The sequence below is a fragment of the Mycolicibacterium lutetiense genome (assembly GCF_017876775.1).
Lineage (GTDB): Bacteria > Actinomycetota > Actinomycetes > Mycobacteriales > Mycobacteriaceae > Mycobacterium > Mycobacterium lutetiense.
This window is the reverse complement of sequence record NZ_JAGIOP010000002.1, coordinates 1,567,632-1,588,301: the sequence shown is the minus strand read 5'-3', so window position 1 is coordinate 1,588,301 and position 20,670 is coordinate 1,567,632. Positions and strand designations below refer to the sequence as shown.

Sequence of the window (20,670 nt, the reverse complement as noted above, 5' to 3'; positions counted from 1 at the left end):
GGCGTGACGACACAGCGAGTCGATCGTTGTGGTGTCGCATGGCGATGTTGATCGCTGGTAGCGCAAAAGGGCGCAATTGACCCGGAAGACGGATGGATTCGCAGTATGACCTTCATTGACAAGATTCGTGGCCATTGGGCACGCCGCATGACGGTGGCGGCTGTGGCAGCCCTGATGCTGCCTGGCTTGATCGGCGTGACCGGCGGGTCGGCAACCGCGGGAGCCTTCTCCCGGCCTGGTCTGCCGGTGGAGTACCTGATGGTCCCGTCGCCGTCGATGGGCCGCGACATCAAGATTCAGTTCCAGAGCGGTGGGCCCGGTTCGCACGCGGTGTACCTGCTCGACGGCCTGCGGGCGCAGGACGACTTCAACGGCTGGGACATCAACACCAACGCGTTCGAGATGTTCCTCAACAGCGGTCTGTCGGTGGTCATGCCCGTCGGTGGTCAGTCCAGCTTCTACGCCGACTGGTACAACCAGGCCTGCGGAAAGGCCGGTTGCACCACGTACAAGTGGGAGACCTTCCTGACCAGCGAGCTGCCCCAGTGGCTGGCCGCGAACCGCGACGTCGCGGCGAACGGCAATGCTGCGATCGGCCTGTCGATGGCCGGCTCCGCAGCGCTCATCCTCGCGACCTACCACCCTGACCGGTTCATCTACGCCGGTTCGATGTCGGGCTTCCTGAACCCCTCCGAGGGCTGGTGGCCGTTCCTGATCAACATCTCCATGGGTGACGCCGGTGGCTACAAAGCCAACGACATGTGGGGCCCGACCGAGGACCCGAACAGCGGCTGGAAGCGCAACGACCCGATGGTGCAGATCCCCACGCTGGTTGCCAACAACACCCGGCTCTGGATCTACTGCGGTAACGGCCAGCCCAACGAGCTGGGCGGCGGCGACCTGCCTGCCACCTTCCTCGAAGGCCTGACCATCAAGACCAACAAGCAGTTCCAGGACAACTACATCGCCGCGGGCGGCACCAACGGTGTGTTCAACTTCCCGGCATCCGGTACCCACAACTGGGCCTACTGGGGCGCGGAGTTGCAGGCCATGGTTCCCGACCTGCAGCGGGTGCTCGGCTAAGCCGAACAACACGCGATAACGAAATCGCCCAGAACACTTGGTGTTCTGGGCGATTTCGCTATGTGTGGGTCAGTCCACGTGCGGCAGGAAGCCGCGGCTACTTCAGCTCGGCCGAGGACAGCCCCAGCAGGCGGCGGGCGACCACCAGCTGCTGGATCTGCTGCGTGCCTTCGAAGATGTCGAGGATCTTCGAGTCGCGGGCCCACTTCTCCAGCAGGGTCTGCTCGGAATAGCCGGTGGTGCCTGCCATTTCGACGGCCTTGAGGGTGATGTCGCTGGCCACCCGGGCGGCCTTGGCCTTGCCCATCGAGGCTTCCTTGGAGTTGGGGATGTTGTTGTCAGCCTGCCATGCCGAGCGCACCGTCAACAGGTAGCCGGCCTCCCAGTCGGCCTCCATCCGCAGGAACTCCGCGGCCGCGGCGCTCTGGGCATAGGCGGGCTTGTCGTAGGAGATCTCGATACCGGCGTCGGTGAGGATCACGCGCAAATCCTCCAGTGCGGCGCGGGCGATACCAACCGCCATGGCCGCCACGATCGGCCGGGTGTTGTCGAAGGTCTCCATGACCCCGGCAAAACCCTTCTCCACGTGGATCTCCGGGTCGCCCAGGAGGTTGTCCTTGGGGATGCGGGCGTTCTCGAAGCGGATCACCGCGGTGTCGGACGCCTTGATGCCCAGCTTGTGTTCCAGGCGCTCGACGGTGACCCCGGGATGCTCGCGCGGCACGATGAACGACTTGATGGCCGCCCGGCCCAACGACTTGTCCAGGGTTGCCCACACCACGATGTGGGATGCGCGGGAACCCGCGGTGACGAAGATCTTCTCGCCGTTGATCACGTACTCGTCGCCGTCGAGCACCGCGGTCGTGGTCACAGCCGCCGAATCCGACCCGAAAGACGGCTCGGTGATGGCCATCGAGGCCCACACGTCCTTGCCCAGACGGTCGAGTTGTTCAGGGGTGGCCACCGAGGAGATGGCGGCGTTGCCCAGGCCCTGGCGCGGCACCGACAGCAGCAGGGCGACATCGCCCCAGCTGACCTCCAGTGCGTTGAGCAGCGCGGACATGTTGGCACCGTTGACGGTGGTCTTGTCGCCCTTGGCGTTGGCGTCGTCGCGGAACGCATCGGCACCCGCGAACGAGATCGTCTTGGCTGCCGACATGCCTTCGAAGAGCGTGGCCAGCGTGTCCAGCTCGACGGGGTAGGCGTGCTCGGCGAGGTCGTACTTGCGCGAGATCGGGCGAAGCATCTCGGCGGCGCCCTGGTGGCCCTTTTCGATGACCGCCTGGAGCTTGCGGGGCATTTCCAGATTGATTGCCATGATTAGTCTTTCAGCTCAGGAAGAGGAATGGCGCCGGGCTAGATAACGACAACACCTTCGGCGACGCCGATGGCCCGCAGGTCGCGGTACCAGCGCTCGACCGGGTGTTCCTTGGTGTAACCGTGACCGCCGAGCAGTTGGACGCCGTCCAGGCCGATCTGCATGCCCTTGTCGGTGCCGAGTTTGCGCGCGAGTGCGGCCTCACGGGCGAACGGCAGGCCCTGCTCGGCGCGGGCGGCGCCGCGCCAGGTGATCAGTCGCAGGCCGTCGAGTTCGATGGCGATGTTGGCGGTCATGAACGCCACCGACTGACGGTGGGCGATCGGCTCGCCGAAGGCCGTACGTTCCTTGATGTAGGGGATGACGTAGTCGAGCACCGCATGTGAGGTGCCGACGGCCAGCGCGGCCCAGCCCAGCCGGGACAGGGCGATGGCTTCCGAGTAATCCTGATCGGACGCGCCGTCTTCACCGAGACGATTGCCCAGCGGCACCGCCACGTTGTCGAGTTCGACCTGACCGAGGGAGGCCGCACGGATACCCATGCTCGGATCGGCCTTGACCGTGAGCCCGGGCGATGAGGCCTCGACGATGAACAACGCCGGCTTACCGTTCAATTGTGCTGCCACGATGAACAATTCGGCATCGGCGGCGGCCGGCACCAGCGACTTGACCCCGGACAGGCGGTAGCCGCTCGGGGTGCGTACCGCGGTGGTCTTGAGCGCGGTGGGGTCGAACAAGGCATGCGGTTCGGCGATCGCCACGCAGGCCTGCGGCACGTTGTCGCCGGCGAAGTCCTTGAGGTAGGTCGCCTGCTGGTCGGCGCTGCCCCAGTGGGTCAGTGCCGAGGCGACGCCGCCGGGTGCCAGGATCGGCAGTGCCAGGCCCATGTCGCCGTAGGCCAACGCCTCGGCGACGAGCGCATTGGTGACGGTGCTGCGGTGCTCGGCGATGCCGTCGAAGTCTTCGGGCACGTTGACGGCGGTGATGCCCAGTTCGGCGGCCTTGGCGATCAGATCCGCGGGGTAGGCCGCGGCTTCGTCGGCGTCATGCGCGGCCGGTCGCAGGATCTCGGCGGAGAACTCCCGGACCGTCTCGACGATCATCTGCTGGTCTTCGTCGGGGGTCAGGTCGAAATAGTCGGCCCCGCTGGCCTTCAGTCGGGTCGGAGCCTTGCCCAGGCCCTGGACCTTCTGGAATTGCCGGGTGGCCGCGCCGAGGGTCGAAAATGCGTGCTGGACACCGTATTTCAGACCGCGGTTGAGCGGATCGCGCAGGCCGTAGCGGTCCAGGAATTCCTGGCCGACGAGGGGCGTGATCAGCGCCAACCCGATGTCGGTCGCGGTCCGCTTGTGTTTGTGCAGTCCGACCGCGCTTTGCTGGCCGGAGCTGGAGGGACGGGAGGGGGTGCCGTGCTTGGACGGCAGGGTGTTGGTCATGTCGGCTGCCTCTGCTGGTCGTGGCGACGCATCTGACCGTATCTTACTCCGGAGTAAGGTACGGCGGCTGTTACCAACTTCACAGCACCGCCGGCGAGATCAGCCCGCCGAAAGCCTGTCCAGCACCGCCTTGTGCAGTGATCCGTTGGTGGCCAGGGCGCTACCCCCGTGTGGTCCCGGGGCGCCGTCGATGCTGCTGAACGTGCCGCCGGCCTCGCGGATGAGGATGTCGAGCGGAGCGATGTCCCACAGCTTCACCTCGGGTTCGCAGGCGATGTCCACCGCACCCTCGGCGACCATGCAGTACGACCAGAAGTCACCGTAGGCGCGCACCCGCCACACCGCATCGGTCAACGCCACGAAGCTGTCCCGGCGGTGTTCCCACCCGGTGGTCAGGTCCGAGTACGACAGGCTTGCCGACGCGAGGTCGGTGACCCCGGACACCGACAGCTTGCGGGTCGCCCCGGCGAAGGAGCCGAATGCGCCCTGACCCAGCCCGGCCCACCACCGGCGGGCCAGTGCCGGTGCACTCACCACGCCGACGGTCGGGACGCCGTCTTCGAGCAACGCGATCAAGGTGCACCACACCGGGACGCCACGGACGAAGTTCTTGGTCCCGTCGATCGGATCGATCACCCATTGGCGGCCGGCCAATGTCGTTGTCCCACCGAATTCTTCACCGAACACCGTGTCGTCCGGGCGGGCTGCGGCCAGCGCGGTGCGCAACGCTGCCTCGGCTCCGCGGTCGGCATCGGTGACCGGCGTCAGGTCGGGTTTGGTCTCGATGTGCAGATCGAGCGCGCCGAAGCGATCCATGGTCAGTGCGTCGGCCTGATCGGCCAATTCGAGGGCCAATGCCATGTCTTCTGCGGTGCTACCCATGCGTGCAGTCCTACCATGGCCTGGTGTGGGAAATCGGCATACTTCTGTTGCTTGTGGGTGCGCTGGTGCTGTTATTGGCGCCACGAATCATGCGGCGCCGCGGAATTCGCGGTGAGTTGGCGCACGGCACGTTGCTGGTGACCGGGGTGAGCCCGCGCCCGGACGTCCCCGGGGAGCAGTACGTCACGATCACCGGCGTCATCACCGGGCCGACGGTCAGCGAGCACGTCGTATACCAGCGGATGGCCGTCGACGTGAACGAGTGGCCGGCCATGGGCGCGTTGTTCCCCGTTGTCTACTCACCGGGCAATCCGGACAAGTGGGCCTTCGCGCCCGCGGAGCCACCGCCGGCCTGATCAGGCGTGGGCGATCCGGAGCAGTTCGGCCACGCTCGCCAGCTTGACGCGGGGCCGGCCGACTGACTCGCCGGCGGCCCGCTCGTGCGCGTCGATCAGCTGCCAGTGTGCATCGGTGACGAGGGCGGGCTGCTGATTCAACAGCCACTCGGCCAGTTCGTGGCCGTACTCGGGGCCTCGCTCGTCGATTTCGTCGGCCCGAAGATCGCCGAGCAGGGTATCGACGGTGTCCTGCGAGTCTTTCTTGTTGCTGCCGATCACACCGGACGGTCCCCGCTTGATCCAGCCCACCACGTATTCGTTGCGGCTGCCGTCGATACGCCCGTCGGTGTGCGGGATCGTGCCGGAGCGTTCGTCGAACGGCAGACCCGGGGTGGGTACGCCGCGGTAGCCGACCGCCCGCACCACCAGCTGGACGGGCAGCTCCTCGCGCTCCCCGGTGTCCTTGGCCACCATGCGTCCGTCCTGATCGCGGACAAGCTCGTTGCGGCCCAGCACAATCGACTCGACCCGATCCTCACCGCGCAATTCGATGGGGGAGGTGCAGAAGCGGAACACGATGCGCCGCTTGGCTTCTTGAGGTGGCTCGTCGACGTACTTGCGCAGCACTCTGATGTTCTGTTTGACGGTCTTGCCGGCGGCTTCGAGGTCTTCGTCGGTGATACCCGCGAAATCGGCCGGGTCGAGGATGACGTCGACGTCTCCCAGTCCCTCCATGTCGCCCAGTTCGCGCAGTTCCAGCGTCGTGAACGTCGCCTGCAACGGGCCGCGGCGTCCGATCACGACCACCTCTTCCACTCCGCGGGTGTCCAGTGAGGCCAGCGCGTGTTCGGCGATGTCGGTGTTGGCCAGGGCTTGTGGGTCGCTGACCAGGATGCGGGCCACGTCCAGGGCGACGTTGCCGTTACCGACCACCACTGCCCGTCCGCCCGCCAGATTGGGTGCCATCCCGTCGAAATGCGGATGGGCGTTGTACCAGCCGACGAAATCCACCGCGGCCACACTGCCGGGCAACTCTTCCCCGGGGATGTGCAGCGCCCGGTCGGACTGTGCACCGATGGCATAGACCACCGCGTCGTAGCGTTGCGCCAGCTCGGCCGGCGTGATGTGCTCGCCGACCTTGATGTTGCCGAAGAACCGGAACCGGGGGTCGGCCGCGGTCTTGTCGAACTGCGCGCTGATCGACTTGATCTTCGGATGGTCGGGCGCCACCCCCGAGCGCACCAGCCCCCACGGGGTAGGCAGCATCTCGAGCATGTCGACGCGCACGTCGCGATCGGAGTCGGGGAGATCGGCGAACTTCAGCAACGATGCGGCAGCAAAGAATCCCGAGGGGCCGGAGCCGACGATCGCTACGTGATATGGGCGCATACCCTGCCTTCTTAACGAGCGGAAAACCATCACAGACCCGGCCGGTGACGTGCTGGGCCGAGTACCACCCGACTTTAAACACAGATCGTCTGCGCTGCCGCGAGTCGGAGAGAACTGCCGCCGAAATGCCGCCGGGTACCCTGAACATTCGTGGATCCAGACCGCCAAGCCGCCATAGCCGCACTCGACACCACCCTGACGACCGTGGAGCGGGTGCTCGACATCGATGGCCTGCGCCAGCGGATCGACATGCTCGAGCAGCAGGCCTCCGATCCGAAGCTCTGGGATGACCAGTCGCGGGCCCAGAAGGTCACCAGTGACCTCTCGCATGCGCAGAGTGAACTGCGCCGTGTGCAGGAACTGCGCCAGCGAGTCGAGGATGTGCCGGTGCTGTTCGAGCTGGCAGCCGAAGAGGGTGGCGAAGACGAGCTCGCCGAGGCCGATGCCGAGCTCGCCAAGCTTCGCGAAGAGATCGAGACCCTCGAGGTCCGCACCCTGCTGTCGGGGGAGTACGACGAGCGGGAGGCCGTCGTCACGATCCGCTCCGGCGCGGGTGGCGTCGACGCCGCGGACTGGGCCGAGATGCTGATGCGGATGTACATCCGATGGGCCGAGAAGCACGGCTATCCGGTCGAGGTGTTCGACACGTCCTACGCCGAGGAGGCGGGGATCAAGAGCGCGACCTTCGCCGTGCACGCCCCGTTCGCCTACGGGACCCTCTCGGTCGAGCAGGGCACCCACCGACTGGTGCGAATCAGCCCGTTCGACAACCAGAGCCGGCGCCAGACCTCCTTCGCCGACGTCGAGGTGCTCCCGGTCGTGGAGACCACGGACCACATCGAGATCCCCGAAGGCGACCTTCGCGTCGACGTGTACCGGTCCAGCGGCCCTGGTGGACAGTCGGTGAACACCACCGACTCCGCGGTCCGGCTCACCCACATCCCCTCCGGCATCGTGGTGACCTGTCAGAACGAGAAGTCGCAGCTGCAGAACAAGGTCGCGGCGATGCGGGTTCTGCAGGCACGTCTCCTGGAACGCAAGCGTTTGGAAGAGCGGGCCGAGATGGACGCGCTCAAGGGCGACGGCGGAAGCTCGTGGGGCAACCAGATGCGCTCCTATGTGCTGCACCCGTATCAGATGGTGAAGGATCTGCGCACCGAGTACGAAGTAGGAAACCCGACCACGGTCCTGGACGGGGACATCGACGGATTCCTGGAGGCAGGAATCAGATGGCGCAACCGAAAAGATGACGACGACTAATACGCTGCTGACCATGTCCCTCGCCGCCCGCTGGCACGATTTCTGGGCCGGCGAGATCGGTGTGTGGATTCTGACCACCGGGCTGCGGATCGCCCTGCTGATCATCGGCGGCCTGCTGGCGGCGCGATTCATCAACTGGGCCGCGCAACGGGTGGTGCGCCGGATCGACGCCGAGTACCAGGAAAGCGATCAGCTGGTGCGCTCGGAGAGCGCCAAGCACCGGCAGGCGGTCGCCTCCGTGATCTCGTGGGTGTCGGTGGCTGTGCTGTTCATCATCGTGCTCGTCGAGGTCACCGACGCCCTCCAGGTGCCGGTCGCCTCCCTGGTTGCCCCGGCCGCAGTGCTCGGCGCTGCGCTGGGTTTCGGTGCGCAGCGCATCGTGCAGGACCTGCTCGCCGGCTTCTTCATCATCACCGAGAAGCAGTACGGCTTCGGCGACCTCGTGCGGCTGACCATCGCAGCGGCCAACGAAGCCGAGGGCACGGTGGAGGACGTCACGCTGCGGGTCACCAAGCTGCGGTCATCCGAAGGTGAGATGTACACCGTGCCCAACGGGCAGATCGTCAAGGCACTGAACCTGTCGAAGGACTGGGCGCGAGCTGTCATCGACATTCCGGTGCCCGTCGGCGTGGACCTCAACGTGGTCAACGACGTGCTCAACGACGTCGCCGAGCAGGCGGCCGAAGACGGCGAGCTGTCCAAGCTGCTGCTCGACAAGCCGCAACTGATGGGCGTCGAGAGCATCGGGCTCGACACCGTCAATCTGCGGATGGTGGCACGCACCCTGCCCGGCAAACAGTTCGACGTGGGCAGACGGTTACGTGTGCGGGTGGTGCGTGCCCTGCGCCGGGCCGGGGTGGTGACGTCGTCTGACGCGTCGATCGCCGCGGCGGGAGATGTCAACCATCCGACCACTGTCGCGGAGGCGCAGGCGGTCACGGGGCAGGAGCCGAAGAAGTGAGGATCGACTTCACCCGGCTGACCGAGGGTGCGACCAAGCTCTGGCACAGCCGGGTGGGTCGGCTTCGCACGTCGACAGTGGTCCTGATCGTGGTGTTCATCGCGCTGTCGTGGGTGCAACAGGAGTACCGGCCTACGCAGGCCGTGCCGCAGTCGCCTGACACCCAGGTGGTGCCGCCCGGGTTCGTGCCCGATCCCGACTACACCTGGGTGCCGCGCACCAAGGTGCAGGCGCCCCGCACCACGACACCGACCGTGACGCCGGAGACGACCGAGACCACGATCCCGACGACCACCACGCCGACCGAGACGCCCACCGAGACGCCGGAGACCACCGAGACCGCCACCCCCGGTGCGCCGACGAGTCCCACCACGCCGCCGCCGGGCGCTCCGCGGACGACAGTGATCGATCCGGACGGTCCCGGGTTGATCCCGCCGATCACGTTGCCGGTGCTCCCAGGCGCAGCCCCGAACCCGCCGGTCGAGGAGCGCCAACCGGGCCAAGAGCCGGCAGCCCCGGACATTGCCGCGATAGCCTGACCAGCCGGATGCTTTGGCCCCGCTACACTGGCGTGCCGTGATGATCACCCTCGACCACGTGACGAAGCACTACAAGTCTTCGGCGCGTCCAGCGCTCGACGACGTCTCGTTGAAAATCGACAAGGGTGAGTTCGTCTTCCTGATCGGCCCGTCGGGTTCGGGCAAGTCGACGTTCATGCGGCTGCTGCTGGCAGCCGAGACGCCCACCACCGGTGACATCCAGGTGTCCAAGTTTCACGTCAACAAACTCGCCGGCCGTCATGTCCCGAGCCTGCGGCAGGTCATCGGCTGCGTGTTCCAGGACTTCCGGCTGTTGCAGCAGAAGACCGTGTTCGAGAACGTGGCGTTCGCGCTCGAGGTGATCGGCAAGCGCGGCGAGGTGATCAACCGGGTGGTCCCGGACGTGTTGGAGATGGTCGGCCTGTCCGGCAAGGCCAACCGGTTGCCGAGCGAACTGTCCGGTGGTGAGCAGCAGCGCGTCGCCATCGCGCGGGCCTTCGTCAACCGCCCATTGGTCCTGATCGCCGACGAGCCCACCGGAAACCTGGATCCCGAGACCAGCAAGGACATCATGGATCTGCTGGAACGGATCAACCGCACCGGAACCACGGTGCTGATGGCCACCCACGACCATCACATCGTCGACTCCATGCGCCAGCGGGTCGTCGAACTCGAACTCGGCCGGCTGATCCGTGATGAGCAGCGCGGCGTCTACGGAATGGATCGCTAAGTGCGCTTCGGATTTCTTGTCAATGAAGTTCTGACCGGGCTTCGTCGCAACGTCACGATGACGGTGGCGATGATCCTGACCACCGCCATCTCCATCGGGCTGTTCGGTGGTGGCCTGCTGGTGATCCGGCTGGCCGACCAGTCCCGCGACATCTACCTGGACCGGGTCGAGAGCCAGGTGTTCCTGACCGACGACATCTCGGCCAACGACCCCAACTGCGACGGCGATGCGTGCAAGGCGCTGTACCGCCTGATCGACGACCGCGACGACGTGCGTTCGCTGAGCTTCCTCAACCGCGACCAGGCCTACGAGGACGCGATCAAGAAGTTCCCCCAGTACAAGGATGTCGCGGGCAAGGACGCGTTCCCGGCGTCGTTCATCGTCAAGCTCAACGACCCCGAGCAGCACGAGGCGTTCGACAAGGCGATGCAGGGCCAGCCCGGGGTGCTCAATGTGCTCAACCAGAAGGATCTGATCGACCGGTTGTTCGCCGTGCTCGACGGCCTCAGTAGCGTCGCGTTCGCGGTGGCGCTGGTGCAGGCGATCGGCGCGGTGCTCCTGATCGCCAACATGGTCCAGGTGGCCGCGTACACGCGGCGCACCGAGATCGGCATCATGCGTCTGGTCGGTGCGACCCGCTGGTATACCCAGCTGCCGTTCCTCGTGGAAGCGATGATCGCGGCCCTGATCGGCGTGGTGATCGCGATCGTCGGGCTGATCGTGGTGCGAGCGGTGTTCCTGGAGAAGGCGCTCGACCAGTTTTATCAGTCGAATTTGATTGCCAGAGTCGACTACGCTGACGTGCTCTACTTCAGCGCACCGTGGATGCTGTTCCTCGGTCTGGCGATGTCCGGCGTTACCGCCTACGTGACGCTGCGGCTCTACATACGAAGGTAGTTGTGGCCTAGTGGCGACGAAGAAATCCAGCCCTGCCGGCAACAAGCAGATTGTGGCCAGCAATCGCAAGGCGCGGCACAACTACACGATCCTCGATACCTATGAGGCGGGGATCGCGCTGATGGGTACCGAGGTCAAGAGCCTGCGTGAAGGGCAGGCCTCGTTGGCCGACGCGTTCGCCACCGTCGACGACGGCGAGATCTGGCTGCGCAACGTGCACATCGCGGAGTATCACCACGGCACTTGGACCAACCACGCGCCGCGGCGCAACCGCAAGCTGCTGATGCATCGTAGGGAGATCGACAACCTGATCGGCAAGATCCGCGATGGCAACCTGACCCTGGTGCCGCTGTCGATGTACTTCTCCGACGGCAGGGTCAAGGTCGAGCTGGCGCTGGCCCGCGGCAAGCAGGCCCACGACAAGCGCCACGACCTGGCCAAGCGCGATGCCGACCGGGAGATCACTCGCGAGCTCGGCCGCCGCTCCAAGGGCATGTCCTGAAGCGCCGCGAGCGACACGAAGAACGGCTCGGAATAATCACTTGGCGTTCGCCGTTGGCTGTGACGTACCATTGATCGTCCTGCCGAAAGTCGGCAGGGATGCGAGGGGCTGATCGGATTCGACTTCGCGCATCAAATCAAGGGAAGCGTGCCGGTGCAGGCAAGAGACCACCGTAAGCGTCGTTGCAACCAATTAAGCGCCGATTCCAATCAGCGCGACTACGCCCTCGCTGCCTAAGTAGCGACTGCGTGTCTGTCAGACCGGGAGCGCCCTCGGCCCGGACCCTGGCATCAGCTAGAGGGACAAACCCATACGTCCGGTCACGGGATGTACGGGGACATCAAACAGTGACTGGGATCGTCATCCTGACTTGTTCGCGTGAGCAGGAGATCCAAGTAGAGACATAGCGAACTGCGCACGGAGAAGCCTCGAGGACATGCCGTAGGACCCGGGTTCAATTCCCGGCAGCTCCACGAATGGAGTACAGACAACTTCATATCTGAGACCTCCTTGCCGACGAGCAAAAGTGTCATACCCGTGGAGTACCACTGGATGCACAGTCGGCAAGGAGGTTTCTGTATGCGGATAGTCGCGGTTCAGAGAAGCACTGATGCGCACGAAGTGCTCCGCGCTCCCGGCGGCGCGGCGTCGCTCCCGTGGTCGTCGGTGGTGCAGACGCTCGACCGCCACGACATCCCGGACGGCCTTCCGTTCATCGTCGATGACGACGGCTCGCTGACCAGCTGCGACCGGCTCAACACCTACCTACTGACCGCGTGGCGTCAACGCGCCTACGACCTCGACAGCCTGCGGACCTTCCACGCCTACCACCTCGCCCGGCTGCTCCGGTTCGTCCGAGCGCGCCGCGGCGGGGAACTGGTCGACCTCACCGCCACCACGACCGAGGATCTGACCGCTTACCGCGATGCCCGCCAGCAGGAAGTCCAGGACACCACGCTGGCCACCGAATTCGGCTGTTTCTCTTCCTTCTTCTACTTTTCGACCCAGGTCGGCTGGATGGAGAAGGACCCGATCCCTCGCTGGGGCCGCAACAACCGCAACACCCTCATCTCCCGGACACGGCGCGAGCGGCAAGCGCGCTTCCTTAAGGCGGCCCAGACCAAACACTTCCTCGAAGTCGGCCTCCGCGGTGACGGCTACGACCTGGAGGGTGCGCCCGGCTACCCCGAACGGGACTACGTGTACGGCCTGCTACTCGCAACCACAGGCCTACGACGTGAGGAGTGCGCGTTTCTCCTCGACACCGAGGTGCCGGTCCCGAACACGATGGGATCCGAGTCCGTCCACATCTTCGACCGGCTCGGCAAGAAGCAGGTGGTCCGATCCATCTACATCACCGCGCACGTAGCCCACGCCGCCGACCTCTACCGCCAGACTGAACGACACCGCATCGCGCAGGCGGCACAACGAAGCCTCCGCGCCAAGGTCCGCGAAGGCTCACTGCTGGTGATCGACGCTCTGATCGAGCGGCGGGGAAAACTCTACGTTGCCAAGGGATCCCAGCGCATTCCGCTGGTCCGGTTCACCAATCAGAACCGAGGCCAAGCTGTCCGCGTCCTCGATGACGGCACCATCGACCCACTCGCGCTATTCGTGTCCCGCACCGGGCTCCCACCCGGTCTCGAACGCTGGAACCAACTATTCGCCGACGCTCGAGAGCGAGTCCGCCACTCCGATCACCGAGACCAGCCGCCCCGCCACGTACACGTGACACCGCACACGATGCGACATTCCTACGCGGTGCGAATGCTGGCCGCGCTCATGAAAGAAGGCCGACAACGCGCCGGAGACCCCTACCTGCTGCTCGCGAACCCCGTGCTGACCGTCAAGGAACTTCTTGGCCACGCCAGCGTCCAGACCACCATGCATTACCTCCACGCCGCAGAAACATGGACTGAGAACGTCCCGGCCGCGCTCGCGGCAACCGCAGCTGACCTTGTCGGACACACCGAATCTGATCCAGGCCCCGACGCCGAGACCATCGATGACGACTGGGAGCCGGACGCCAGCCCCGCCACCGGAGCCGTTCAGTGAAAGGGTCCTACTCCACCCCCGAAGTGCCCGCGAATTCTGCAAGGCCGCCAGCACTCAACGACGGCACGTTCACCTACGAGTGGATCGACTATGACGATCGGCGGGCGGTGACCATCGACCCGGCAACTTTCGAGACGCCGGTCATCGCGGCGGAACTCGCCGCGACTTGGTTCCAAGTGATCACGGAGTTCGGCAGAGATGAGTCGGCGCTCACGGCCGGGCTCGTGGACATGCTGCGGTCGATTGGGGCTCTACCGCTGACTGACGAGGGTAAGACCACATTTGCGGTACGTGATTTGCGCCGCGCACATCTGGACTTGTGGGAACTCAATATGCTGGCGCGCCACCGAGAAGCGAAGTCAGACACCGCCTATCGGAAGGTCGTACATGTCTTCGCGCTCCTTCGTCGGCACGAAGATGATCACCCAGGTGCGCTGCACAAGGAGGTCGCCGACCGGTTGGCGCGGCAGCCGCGTCTATGGCACCACCGCAACGACGGACTGCCACCGTTGAACGAGCAGGAGACCCGCTCATGGCGCCGGTGGGCTTATCAGAAGGTGAAAAGCGCCCTGTCTCAGCCGGACCGGGGCATCAGCGACATCGACGTCCAGACCGCCACGCACGTACTACTCAGCCTTGCAACAGGCGAACCTCCCGAAGTGCTCCGCGCCCTGTCCATTCACGACATCGAAGCCACTGCCGACCCCGCAGTTGAGAACTCCGTGACCGCGTTGCCGCCGATCGACAGACTCGGCTACCTCGCAGAGAACGACCTCATCGAACTGCTTCGCGTCCGATACACCAAGAACCGCGCACATGAGACCTACGACGAGGTGTACGCCCGCCGCGACACAGCACCGTTCACCGCGCTTCGATGGGCGTTGATGCTCAACGCCGCAGCTCGCTCGGAATCTGGTCATCCGTCGCTGATCCTCATGAAGGACGCTCGCGGAACAGTGAGGCAACCACCGTGGCAGCGTGCGACCTACCGGCTGTCTGAGATCGCCGAGCGGAACAATCTCCCGTTATCGGGTTCCAACCATTGGGCACGGCTGCGCAAGGTGGCCACGACCCGCGAAGTGCTCGCCGACCCCAAGTCCTACCTGGCGAACGGGCGCCGCCACTCCGCGAAGACCTTCTTCGGCCACTACACCAACAGCACGGTTCTCCGCGGCGAAGCCGGCCGCATTCTCATCGACAGCGTCAACGACATGTTCGACAGCGCCATCAGCGGTCCCACCATCGTGACCCCAGAAGCGGAACAGGCCATGCGAGCCGGAGTCGACGCACCCGGGATCGACCCGGACACCGCCAGCGCTCTGGTGGCCGGCCAGCTCGACGGACCGCACACCGGATGCCGCGACCCTCTCGACAGCCCCTACGAGAAGAAGGGAGCCGTCTGCAGCAAGTCCATCACCGGCACCTGCTTCGCATGCCCCAACGCCCTCATCACCCTGCACCACCTGCCAGCCGCTCTTGCGATTCAGGACATGGCACATCCCGACCGCGCCGCCGACCCGGGAACCTGGCAGACGCACTGGAAACCCATCTACGACACCATTACCGAGGTAGTCCTGCCCGCCTTTAGCCCCGAGCAGGTCCAGCACGCCCGCCAGCGCGCGAACCTGACACCGATCGACGCAGGCGTTCTCAACGACATGCGCGGCGTCCCGGAAGACCCGGCATCGTGACAGCCGGAGCATCCCCGCGAAGCTCCGCAGCATCGTGGAGGAACCCCTTTGCCGCGGCGACTCGCGTCTGGCCCCACGTTTCCGGCAGTCCACGTTATGGTGACGAACCGTGGGATCTCGCCCTGGTGGCCAACCGAGTCAACATGGGAGAGCGCTACATCCACTTCGCCGGCGCTCCGGATAGGCACCGCACCGCCATCAAGAACGTTCTCATGACGGTCGCAGCCCCCGACCGCGAAACCGTCGTAGAGGCGGGAGTCGTCTTCCGCGGCGACGGAACACCAGCAGCAGGGGTGTACAACCACTTTCTCAAGCTCGTGGTCATCGCCAAGTGGTCCGAGGACCGCGGCATCACCCGCTTCGCCGACTGGACCCAAGCCGATGCTGATCGGTTTTTGGATGACCTCCGCACTGGCCAGCACCGCGTGGGCGGCGTCGGACTCGGCGCGACGACTATCCGTGGTTACGTCACCACGTTGCGGCTGCTCCGGGAGTGCCAGGCAGTTCTGCCCGATGCGCTTTCCTTCTTCCCCTGGGCCGGTCGCAGCGCTTCCGGCGTCAGCGGTGAAGTCACGCACACCGAGAACACCACGCCGCCCCTCCCGTGGGAAACCTGGGCGCCGCTCATCACCGCATCGTGGGCAGTCGTCGACCGATTCAGCGCTGACATCATCGCTGCGGCCGAGACTCGGGCCGGGCTGCCGAAGGAGCCACGCGGTCCAGCTGGAGCAAACGCGTACAACGCGCTGCTCGACTGGACCGAACAGCGTGGTCTACTTCCTCTTCACACCGGGTTCGGCCGGACCAATCACCAACGAGGAGAGGCGAATACCACACTTCTGGAACGGCTTCTGGGCATCAACGCCAACGTCCTCAGCCGGGCGAGCCACCAATACATGCCGGACGCCGTGGCACTCGTCACGAAGGCGGCGGCAGACCCGCAGCGGGCGACTTTCGGAGGACTTCACATCCCGACGGCCGTCGTTTCCCACTCCGATGGAACAAATAGCACCTGGGTAGACGAATTGGGCCTCGGCGAAACCGAGTATCTCGAAAGCGTCCTCCGCGCTGCTTGCTACGTCCTGATCGCCAGTCTTACCGGCATGCGCGACAGTGAGATCCAGGAACTGACACGCGATAGCCACACCACCAAGGACGGTCTCGCCGCCCTACGTAGCATCCAGCACAAGGGCAACGACAATCCTGACGGCGAGCGCGGAACGTGGTGGGCGCCCCGACCCGTGATCCGGACAATAGAAGTTCTGGGCAACCTGTCCAGACACGACACGCACCTGTTCGCCCGCTGCAGTGGCAACGCTGGCTCTTACGCTCCGAACCGAGACATCGCCAGACTGATCGCCTTCGTCAACGACGACCCCGCCGGCCGACCCGGGCGCGGACGAGGGCTCGGCCTGGAACACATTGCAACCCCGAAAGGCCAGGCGATCAACGCAACATCTCTACGCCGCGCTTTCAGTGTCTTCGCCACCATCCGCCCCGGAGCTGAGCTCGGACTGGGAATCCAACTGGGACACAGCGCCTGGCGGATGACCACCGGCTACATGAGCGATGGGCAACAGCGCGCCGTGCGACTCATGGACGACGAACGCAAACGGGTACTGCACAGCGACGCCGCCACGCTGCTGCAGGACGACAGCCCCGTAGCCGGGCCAGCGGCACACCACGTCACCGGCTTCCGCGCACAGATCATCGCCAGTCCCGATCGCGCCGAGCGACTCACCGCGACGCTCGCGGAGCGACTTCACCTGGGGCTCACCAACGACTGCATGTGGAGCCCGGCAACCAGCAGCTGCGGCGGAGACCGCCCGAAACTCGGCGACCACGTGTGCGTAGGCGTCGACTGCACCAACGCACTCCTGCGGCCAGCGCACGTCGGCGTGATCACGAGCGCCATCGACCGCATCGACACCTACCTCGATCAACAGCGCGGCCATCCGGTCCTTGGCGAACAGATGCGCCGAGACCGCGCAAACCTTGCCCGCATCCGCCGCGATCTCACCGGAACTGCCGACGACTCTGACGACCTGTACGACGACCACCCCGACCAGGAGGACGAACATGCCTAGCCCCACGCGCAAGCGTGTCAGCGATGCCGTGATGCAGGCCATCGCCGACGCCATCACCACCATCGAGAACAGCGCCGACATGCCGCGCACCAAACGGCAGATCGAAGCGCTCACAGGCAGAAGCCACGATGCCGTTGCTCGCGCCTTCGTGCAGGACCGAACCGAGAACAGCTCATATCAGCTCAACAGTCGCTTCGAACGGGTCACCGCGAACCTGACCAGAGGTGACAGCCTCAACGACGCTGCGCTCCGCAACGATCGGCAGACCATCGCCGAACTGCGCCAGAAGAACCGCGACTTACACAACCAGCTCGACCGCTTCGCCATCGCACTGTTCGCGCGGCACCTTGACACCCAGATCGAGCGACCTGAAGTCGAACTTGTCACGCGAATCCGGCGGGGGCAACGGGGCGAGTAAGCGGGTCAGCGTTTGCGGCTTGTGAGTGTGACCACGTTGTCACTGGACTGCGTCTCGCCAGACGAGGACGGTCGTGACTTAGAGTTGCGTTCGGGGATCCAGTCGTGGAGGAACCCTGGGGCAACGCCCAGCGCCTTCGCTGCCGGTAGATAGGGGGTCGGTCCGAACGTCGCCACCAGCTGCGACCACAGCAGCATCGGGTTCTCGGGGCGAACGTCGACGGGTTCGGACTTACGCCATCCTCTGCTAGAAATCTGAATCATCAGCGAGCGCTGACGTTCTTGCGAGATCAGTCCCAGCGTTCTCCCCCGAGCGATGGCGGCTTGGATCGACAGTCCATACTGTGCCTTCAACCGCATGAAGCCATGCAGCGACAACGTCTCGGAGATCTCCCTACTCGCCACATCACGGGGGAGGAACATTGCCCCGGCAAAATGGTGAGCTTCTTGCTCGCGCAGTTTGATTGCGACGGCGCGATTCTTGTGCAGCACGATGTGGCCAATCTCGTGCGCCACTGTGAACCGTTGGCGGTCCCCGGTGCTGCCGGAAATGTAGCTCAAGACGGCGCGGTCACCCCTGGTTGAGGACACCCCGTTGTGACCTGCGAGGAGCTTCTCCGTTTCGTCGACAGGGGCTGAGATAGGTGCGACCGCTATGCCGGCGCGCTCCGCCGTTCTGATGACGTTGCGCACAGGATCACCCGGGGAGAGCCCTGCGGCACGACGGAAGTCCTCCGCGGCCTGTTCAATACGGCCTAGAGGCACGGGTTCGTCAGCGGACAAAATGGGTAGAGCGAATGTCGAAACACGGAGCGGGGCGTCGCGTAGCCGATCAGCAATCCTGACGATCTCGCTGAAGGACTGCTCGACGAACGCAGTCCCGCGAGCAGAGACCTTCGTGTTTTTTCGGAAGTTCATCTCATCAGCGGTGAGTATTCCTGTCGCCGGCTGGTCGAAGAACTCGACGGGCGTCGCCGTCGCCGCGGCGATCCGGTTGGCCATTTCGGTCGTCAAAGGCGCGCGGCCATTCTCGATGTTGGATAGGTTCGCCGATGCCGTGCCCGTGGCCTCGGCGAGATCTTTCTGCGTGATCGCGAGCAGCCGTCGGAGCTGCGCCACGCGCAGACCGCGGTCCGCGCTACTCATCGTCGGAGTCGGCGACATCGATCTCGAAACTCAGCTCCTCCGAGTCGTCGAACGTGTCGAAGCTCAGGTTCTCGAAGTCAGTGCGCGCGCGCGGGAGGGGGATCGCGATGTCGGCGCGTACCTCCGTGCGGATGCTTCCAGCGTTGAGGGGGCGGACTACGTCGAGTTCGAAGGCTGCTTCATGATCGGGGTCCGCCCAGCAGAGCAGCATGCGGTGCGTCTCGATCATCATTGGGTCCGACATGTCGGCGATCGCGCGATTTGAGTAGAACGCCCGGCGACCCGTGTTACCGCCAGCTGGAGGGACGACGTCGCCGAGTCGGTGAACGACGCGAAGAGTCACCTCACCTGAGCCGAACGTCAGGTTAACCATCCCGTTCTGCCGGTGGTTACCCGCCAGCCCCCATCCTTCCGGCAGCTTCACGCTGGCCGTCAACTCCTGGTAAAGGAGTCCGCGAATGGCATGGGACCGAAGCCATTCCTGATCTTCGCCCACCAGGCCTCGGTAGTCCGTATCCACACGATGTCGGGAACGCTCAAATGCCTCGTGAAATGGATCGACCAGCGGTCCGATGCGCTGAGCGAGGACCTCGGGGATGTTGCTCATCGCCTGATCATACAGCGCCTCATGCTAATTTTTTAGAACGAATGAAACATGGCGATTCGCCGATGCCTCATCGTCGGGAGTGGCTGTCGTCCGACCAGGCGCATGCAAGGCCCCCGAATCTTGCGGTCTATGCAGAGGATCGCCTCCACCCGGATCCAGTTGCGGCACGTGCGAGGTGGCGTTCTCGAAGGACGTGTCGCTCTCGCCGGAACTCCGGTTCGACCCAGGGGTCGGAGCCGAGCGGATCGTCGCAGGCCGCAGATCGTGCTCGCCGACGGGATCGCAGCGGATGGCGAGGACGTCCTGATCGACCTTGTGAAGCGACTTCACACGGTCTTCTCTGGCAGATGATGCTCGGACAAGTCGAATCTGCTGTCAGCTCCGGTTGAATTCTGAGCAGCCTGCTCCGGTCGAAAAGTGAGCAGGTTTACGGGGTTGAGTCTGCCTGACGATCGACTTCTACGGAGGGCAGTGACTCGATCGCGGTGTGTTTGACGCGGTAGCTCGCACCTTTGAGCGCGATGACATCGGCGTGATGGACGATCCGGTCGATCGGCGCTGAGGTTCCCGGGTTGGCTAGCCGTTCGGAAGACGGCCGATTTGTGCCCTGCCTGTCGGACCTTGCTGTCACTATTGGGCCATGACTCGTCACCGGCCGCTGGGCCACTTGCAACTGCCGAGGATTCACACGGGACGAGGCCCTCTGCTGGTGGCGCATGCTCATGTGTGCGAGGGCGGCGAGGTTCTGCAGACGTTCACTGGGCTGTCTCGGCGCCATGCATTTTGCCGAGCTCAGCGAGCGATTGATTCCCAGAGTCGATCCGCCTGACATTATATGACTCGCGTTTGGTTGTTTCTATCATCACTTTCTCCGGGTGTATTGGTCGTCGGGATTCGTTACATCGGGGAAAAGCCGGTAGTCGGAATATGTATTGTGGCGGTCGCGGCATTGTTGTTCCCTTCTGGTTTGATCACTGTAGCGCGACGTCGATCGCTAGAGCCCGTTCCGATCGAGATCGGAACCATAAAGGATGAAACTCTGCAGGTTCCAACATATCTACTTACATTCGTGTTTCCGTTCCTGTTCATCAGCGTAAAGGATTACTGGACCCTTGCTGCGTATGTATTGTTCATGGTGTTCGTCGGTCTAATTCTTGCCCGTAGCGAAGTGGCTCTGGTCAATCCTTGTCTACTCCTCTTTGGTTACAATATGTATAACGCAAACACGCTTACCGGTGAAGGAATAATTATCATATCTAAATCGAAGCCTCGGGCGGGTGCTGCTATTGTGGCCGCGCCGGTTTCGTCGCAAACGTTCATTGCCGTGTAAAA

18 protein-coding genes, 1 other RNA gene and 1 pseudogene are annotated in these 20,670 nt (G+C 64.4%); 13 read left to right on the top strand and 7 right to left on the bottom strand.

Annotated elements, in window-relative coordinates; genetic code table 11:
- Positions 1 to 105: 105 nt before the first annotated feature.
- A complete protein-coding gene (locus tag JOF57_RS16910) occupies positions 106 to 1,083 on the top strand; it encodes an esterase family protein (RefSeq protein ID WP_209918339.1) in 978 nt (325 codons plus the stop codon).
- Positions 1,084 to 1,180: 97 nt separating this feature from the next.
- Here the strand turns inward: JOF57_RS16910 and JOF57_RS16905 are convergent, their stop codons facing one another.
- The 3 genes from JOF57_RS16905 to hisN all read right to left on the bottom strand — a co-directional run bounded on the left by JOF57_RS16905 (position 1,181) and on the right by hisN (position 4,719).
- Positions 1,181 to 2,401 (bottom strand): acyl-CoA dehydrogenase family protein, encoded by a 1,221-nt coding sequence (locus JOF57_RS16905; protein ID WP_209918337.1) that lies wholly within the window; start codon positions 2,399 to 2,401, stop codon positions 1,181 to 1,183.
- Between the two features lie 38 nt (positions 2,402 to 2,439).
- On the bottom strand, positions 2,440 to 3,837 hold the full coding sequence (locus JOF57_RS16900; RefSeq protein ID WP_209918335.1) for an acyl-CoA dehydrogenase family protein: 1,398 nt from the start codon (positions 3,835 to 3,837) through the stop codon (positions 2,440 to 2,442).
- Between the two features lie 99 nt (positions 3,838 to 3,936).
- A complete protein-coding gene (gene hisN / locus JOF57_RS16895) occupies positions 3,937 to 4,719 on the bottom strand; it encodes a histidinol-phosphatase (protein WP_209918333.1) in 783 nt (260 codons plus the stop codon).
- 23 nt (positions 4,720 to 4,742) lie between these two features.
- Between hisN and JOF57_RS16890 the strand changes: the two genes are divergently transcribed.
- A complete protein-coding gene (locus tag JOF57_RS16890) occupies positions 4,743 to 5,075 on the top strand; it encodes a hypothetical protein (protein ID WP_209918331.1) in 333 nt (110 codons plus the stop codon).
- On the opposite strand, the gene JOF57_RS16885 is transcribed toward JOF57_RS16890, so the two are convergent.
- Positions 5,076 to 6,446 (bottom strand): FAD-dependent oxidoreductase, encoded by a 1,371-nt coding sequence (locus JOF57_RS16885; RefSeq protein ID WP_209918329.1) that lies wholly within the window; start codon positions 6,444 to 6,446, stop codon positions 5,076 to 5,078.
- A 150-nt stretch (positions 6,447 to 6,596) separates the two neighbouring features.
- Here JOF57_RS16885 and prfB point away from each other — a divergent pair, with 150 nt between their 5' ends.
- The 11 genes from prfB to JOF57_RS16825 all read left to right on the top strand — a co-directional run bounded on the left by prfB (position 6,597) and on the right by JOF57_RS16825 (position 17,586).
- Entirely contained in the window at positions 6,597 to 7,706 is a 1,110-nt protein-coding gene (gene prfB / locus JOF57_RS16880; protein ID WP_209918327.1) for a peptide chain release factor 2, read from the top strand.
- Positions 7,707 to 7,719: 13 nt separating this feature from the next.
- Complete coding sequence (locus JOF57_RS16875) at positions 7,720 to 8,667, top strand: mechanosensitive ion channel family protein (RefSeq protein WP_407666578.1); 948 nt, start codon at positions 7,720 to 7,722, stop codon at positions 8,665 to 8,667.
- Entirely contained in the window at positions 8,664 to 9,206 is a 543-nt protein-coding gene (locus JOF57_RS16870) for an Rv3103c family proline-rich protein (RefSeq protein WP_209918323.1), read from the top strand. The genes JOF57_RS16875 and JOF57_RS16870 overlap by 4 nt, the downstream gene beginning before the upstream one ends.
- A 40-nt stretch (positions 9,207 to 9,246) precedes the next feature.
- The gene (gene ftsE / locus JOF57_RS16865) at positions 9,247 to 9,936 is read left to right on the top strand and encodes a cell division ATP-binding protein FtsE (protein ID WP_209923443.1); all 690 of its coding nucleotides are present in this window, start codon (positions 9,247 to 9,249) and stop codon (positions 9,934 to 9,936) included.
- Positions 9,937 to 10,833, top strand: a complete 897-nt coding sequence (gene ftsX / locus JOF57_RS16860; protein WP_209918321.1) for a permease-like cell division protein FtsX — start codon at positions 9,937 to 9,939, stop codon at positions 10,831 to 10,833.
- 10 nt (positions 10,834 to 10,843) lie between these two features.
- Positions 10,844 to 11,335: an SsrA-binding protein SmpB gene (smpB, locus tag JOF57_RS16855; RefSeq protein WP_209918319.1), complete on the top strand. Its 492-nt coding sequence runs from the start codon at positions 10,844 to 10,846 to the stop codon at positions 11,333 to 11,335.
- Between the two features lie 104 nt (positions 11,336 to 11,439).
- Positions 11,440 to 11,811, top strand: a transfer-messenger RNA (tmRNA) gene (gene ssrA / locus JOF57_RS16850).
- A 103-nt stretch (positions 11,812 to 11,914) separates the two neighbouring features.
- Positions 11,915 to 13,390 carry a tyrosine-type recombinase/integrase gene (locus tag JOF57_RS16845; RefSeq protein ID WP_234938155.1) on the top strand — a complete coding sequence of 492 codons (1,476 nt, stop codon included), beginning with the start codon at positions 11,915 to 11,917 and terminating at the stop codon, positions 13,388 to 13,390.
- Positions 13,387 to 15,081: a hypothetical protein gene (locus tag JOF57_RS30970; RefSeq protein WP_234938154.1), complete on the top strand. Its 1,695-nt coding sequence runs from the start codon at positions 13,387 to 13,389 to the stop codon at positions 15,079 to 15,081. The genes JOF57_RS16845 and JOF57_RS30970 overlap by 4 nt, the downstream gene beginning before the upstream one ends.
- Positions 15,082 to 15,398: 317 nt before the next feature.
- Positions 15,399 to 17,168 (top strand): hypothetical protein, encoded by a 1,770-nt coding sequence (locus JOF57_RS16830; protein ID WP_307870041.1) that lies wholly within the window; start codon positions 15,399 to 15,401, stop codon positions 17,166 to 17,168.
- Positions 17,161 to 17,586, top strand: coding sequence for a hypothetical protein (locus tag JOF57_RS16825; RefSeq protein ID WP_209918315.1), 426 nt, complete (start codon positions 17,161 to 17,163; stop codon positions 17,584 to 17,586). Before JOF57_RS16830 ends, JOF57_RS16825 begins: the two co-directional genes overlap by 8 nt.
- Positions 17,587 to 17,591: 5 nt before the next feature.
- On the opposite strand, the gene JOF57_RS16820 is transcribed toward JOF57_RS16825, so the two are convergent.
- The 3 genes and pseudogenes from JOF57_RS16820 to JOF57_RS16810 form a co-directional block, all read right to left on the bottom strand.
- Complete coding sequence (locus tag JOF57_RS16820) at positions 17,592 to 18,731, bottom strand: XRE family transcriptional regulator (protein WP_209918313.1); 1,140 nt, start codon at positions 18,729 to 18,731, stop codon at positions 17,592 to 17,594.
- Positions 18,724 to 19,338, bottom strand: coding sequence for a hypothetical protein (locus tag JOF57_RS16815; RefSeq protein ID WP_209918311.1), 615 nt, complete (start codon positions 19,336 to 19,338; stop codon positions 18,724 to 18,726). Before JOF57_RS16815 ends, JOF57_RS16820 begins: the two co-directional genes overlap by 8 nt.
- Before the next feature lie 427 nt (positions 19,339 to 19,765).
- Positions 19,766 to 19,900 (bottom strand): annotated as a pseudogene (locus tag JOF57_RS16810) (AAA family ATPase); the annotation flags it as partial.
- Positions 19,901 to 20,670 lie beyond the last annotated feature (770 nt).